The sequence below is a fragment of the uncultured Blautia sp. genome, assembly GCF_902497045.1.
GTDB lineage: Bacteria > Bacillota > Clostridia > Lachnospirales > Lachnospiraceae > Blautia_A.
The window spans coordinates 1-3,656 of the sequence record NZ_CABVDF010000255.1; the positions used below are offsets into that span (position 1 = coordinate 1).

Genomic DNA, 3,656 nt, shown 5'->3' on the forward strand with positions numbered 1-3,656 from the left:
AAAACTAAGATTGCTGAAAGCAAATACAACTACTACAATCCCTGCTGCTGAAAATGCTTCTTTCGCTGAAATCTGACTTAAGTAATCTCCGGTAAGAAGGGGACTAGTGATCTTATACATTACAGCAAAACATCCTCCGTAAATCAAAAGGAGCAAAAGCACCGACTGCCAGAAATTTATGGAAATTTCTTTTTGCAGAAAAGTATGGATCTGCCATTCAAGGGAGGCTGTGAACTCAGCCAGCAAAAATGCCTGGGCGCAGCAATATACAGCACTGATCCAGTTTATTTTTCCCCACAGAACAAGAAAAAGATACATCATCCCTGCAGCCATAAACATACAGGGAATCCAGAACATGGTAGGCAGATCACCTGTAAAAATAAGAAACATGCTCTGCACAATAAGGAAGGCTACGCTGCTTACCCAGAAAAGGCCACTTTTCAGCCGCCCTCTGATCATATATAAATACAGGATGCAGGCTCCCCATTCTGCCAGAGCTGTATAAAGTCTTGGAATATCTTCATAAAACTGCATTTTTATTCTCCATTCATATAGCGTATCAGACAGTCCATAAATTCTTTTTTCTTTGTGCGGCTTACCGGAATTTTATTTCCATTGATTATACAGTCGCTTCCTGCCATGCCGTCCACCAGCTTCATATTCACAAGAAAGCCTTTGGCACAGCGAAAGAACCCATACTCTTTCATGCTGCCTTCTAATTCTTTCAGGGATGCTCTGGCTGTGATTTCTCCACAGTCCATACGGAAAATAGCGTTATGACCCTGACTTTCAATATAAAATACACGGGAGATATCCAGTTTCTTTACTCCGTTTTCTGTTGGCACAGTAATATATATTTCTTTCTTTTTCCGAATCCTAGCAATGGCCTTATCCAGTTTCTGAGAAAACGAAAAATATTCCACAGGCTTTACCACATAATCCATAGCATCCACCTCATATCCCCGCACTGCGTACTGGATCATATTGGTAATAAACATAATGATCACTTCATCATCCAGACTTCGGATCTTTTCTGCCGCAGTCATCCCGTCCATAAATCTCATTTGGATATCCATGAGAATAATATCGTATTCTCCCTTATAATCTTCTACAATGTCTTCTCCGTCTGAATATGCCGTCACTTTGATCTGCCTGTTATTCTCTTTTTCATATTTCCTGATAAAATTCAGAATCTGTTCTGCAAACAGTTTTTCATCTTCCACAACAGCAATATGAATCATGCAGATCCTCCTTTCCCAGAAAACGTTTCTTTTGAATAACAGTTTCCCTTTCCTTTTCTTACAAAACCATAAAGTGTTATTTTATTTCTGCGTGCAAGATCTGCTGCAAGATCTGTAACTGCCGCCCTGGAAACCACTGTTCCGATTTCTGCATGAACAATCTTTTGAAGATAATCGGAAGAAACTCTTCCGCTGGTAAAAACTACGCAGTCTTCCAAAGATACCCTCTGAAGAAGCGCCCTTCCTACTGCTTTGTCCAAAGCATTATGACGGCCAATATCCTCAAAGCAGCAAAGGATCTCCCCATCCTTCCATAAGGCGCAGCAATGGGCACAGCCTGTTTCTCTGAAAAGCTCTCCCGGATTTTCAAAAATTTTATCTGCCGCAGCAAAAAGCGTCATAGCCTCTCCCTCATAGCACTTTTTTTTCCCCTGGTTCTTCTTCTGGCTTTCTCCGGCTTCTTTTTCAGTTTTTATATGAATTTCCTTTTCCTGCTCCCGGATGATAATTTCTTTCATTTCTTCCGTCCCACTGATCCTGTTTTCTGTATAAAGGCGGCCCATGATCAGTTCCTCCAGATTCTCCGGGGTACAACTGATCCGAAATTCTTTGCTGCAATTCAGATATACGTCGTACACTGCTTCCAGCGCAGCCATATCTATGCATTCCAAAAAATCATTATTTGTTATTTTCTGAATGGATATCTCTGTTTTTTTCATAAAAATCCTTTCTGATGCCATGACTGTAACCGATGCGAACTGCGGTCTACAGCCAGGCTTATCTTTTCCCATTGCCCTCTATTGAAATTCCCGTCATATCCTGTTATAATGTTCCGGTATCAAAATATGGATGTCGTTGGGTAACTGGTGTGCCCCCTGGTCTTCAAAACCTGTGCTGGACGTTAAGAGCGCCCTGGGTGAGTTCGATTCTCACAGGCATCCGCCAGACAGCAATGAAGCTGTGGATTATATTTCCACAGCTCTTTTTTTATGAAAGAGAGCTTCTTTCAGAGCGTTTGCCAGCAGGGAGGCTTCTTCCGCAGAGATTGTACGCATCTCCAACCACACTTTTTCATTTTTTATATGACCGATCACAGGCAGCGGAAGCCTTCTAAGACGGCACGAAAGCTCCTCTGCTCTTTCCTCTTTCGGCTCTATTACCACAGCGTAATCCGGCATTTCCTCTCCCGGAAGGGAACCTCCTCCTACTGCGGAACGGCTTTTTTCTAAGGTGATTCTGCCAGGATATCCCCCTTCCCCCAGTTCCTTTATAATCATCTCTGCCTGTAAACGCAGCTCCTCCTCTCCTCTGGCAATCATCTGCAATACAGGAATATTCGCCCAGGCATTCTTTTCATCCAGATATTCTCGGAACGTAGCTTCCAGAGCTGCTGTAGTAAACTTATCCAGACGCAGCATACGCATCATTGGATGATTTTCTATAGCTTTTATGTACTTTTTCTTTCCGGCAATAATCCCTGCCTGGGGGCCGCCCAGAAGTTTGTCGCCGGAAAAACAGACCACGTCTGCTCCCTCTTTCAATACTTCCTGAACTGTAGTCTCATGAGCCAGTCCATATTTTTCCAGATTCACCAAAACACCGCTTCCAAGATCTACGATCACCGGGATCCCATGTCTTTTTCCCAGCTGTGCCAGTTCCTTTACTGATGTTTCTTCCGTAAAGCCCACAATCTTGTAATTACTTGTATGAACCTTTAATAAAGCAGCAGTTTCTTCCCAGATAACTTTTTCATAATCTGAAATCCTTGTCCGGTTGGTACAGCCTGTTTCTCTTAAAATGGCTCCGCTTTGTTCCATTACATCAGGAACGCGGAAGCGCCCTCCAATTTCTATCAGCTCCCCTCTGGAAACCACCACTTCTTTTTTTTTTGCCATAGCTCCAAGGATCAGACTTACTGCGGCAGCGTTATTATTAACTGCCACAGCATCCTCCGCTCCTGTGATCTGGCAGATCAGGTCTTTATAATGAGACTGGCGATGTCCTCTTTTCCCTTGTAAAAGTTCATACTCCAGGTTTGAGTATCCCCACATAGCTTCCATTACTGCTGATTTTTGATGCTCCCCCATAGGCGCCCGGCCAAGATTTGTATGAAGAATCACTCCTGTAGCATTCAGAACTCTTTGAAAAGAAGAGGTATCCGATTCCCTGAGCCTGGTTTGGCTTCTGTCAAAGATCCAGGCCTGGAGCCTTTCTGGTTTTATCTCTTTTGTTTTTCCTGAAAGCTCCTCCAGTCCTTCTTCTCCATGAAGAATCTGATTTCTAAAAACATCCAGCGCTTCGCGAAAAGCCTCTATTGTCCTTTCTCTGCCATATTGTCTGCAGAGCTCTGCGCTTTCTGGTTCTTCCAGAAGGCGGTCTACCTTTGGAAGCTGTCTTAAGATTTTATTTTTATCC

The 3,656-nt window shown here is 43.2% G+C and carries 3 protein-coding genes, 1 tRNA gene and 1 pseudogene; 1 reads left to right on the forward strand and 4 read right to left on the reverse strand.

All coding sequences use genetic code 11. The annotated features are described in order from the left end of the window. The 3 genes and pseudogenes from RDS42_RS13305 to fdhD all read right to left on the reverse strand — a co-directional run. Positions 1-534, reverse strand: a pseudogene (locus RDS42_RS13305) (ATP-binding protein); the annotation flags it as partial. A gap of 2 nt (positions 535-536) precedes the next feature. Next, positions 537-1,241, reverse strand: coding sequence for a LytTR family DNA-binding domain-containing protein (locus RDS42_RS13310; RefSeq protein WP_308784081.1), 705 nt, complete (start codon positions 1,239-1,241; stop codon positions 537-539). After that, positions 1,238-1,960: a formate dehydrogenase accessory sulfurtransferase FdhD gene (fdhD, locus tag RDS42_RS13315; protein ID WP_308784082.1), complete on the reverse strand. Its 723-nt coding sequence runs from the start codon at positions 1,958-1,960 to the stop codon at positions 1,238-1,240. The genes RDS42_RS13310 and fdhD overlap by 4 nt, the downstream gene beginning before the upstream one ends. 128 nt (positions 1,961-2,088) lie before the next feature. On the opposite strand from fdhD, the gene RDS42_RS13320 reads away from it, so the two are divergent. Continuing rightward, positions 2,089-2,186: transfer RNA gene (locus RDS42_RS13320), tRNA-Sec, on the forward strand. 20 nt (positions 2,187-2,206) lie between these two features. On the opposite strand, the gene selA is transcribed toward RDS42_RS13320, so the two are convergent. After that, the coding region (selA, locus tag RDS42_RS13325; RefSeq protein WP_308784083.1) for an L-seryl-tRNA(Sec) selenium transferase at positions 2,207-3,656 on the reverse strand (1,450 nt) is incomplete at its 5' end.

Bases quoted from the DNA above. Each gene is read 5' to 3' on its own strand.
- RDS42_RS13310 (WP_308784081.1), bottom strand. From the start codon at position 1,241: ATGATTCATATTGCTGTTGTGGAAGATGAAAAACTGTTTGCAGAACAG.
- fdhD (WP_308784082.1), bottom strand. From the start codon at position 1,960: ATGAAAAAAACAGAGATATCCATTCAGAAAATAACAAATAATGATTTT.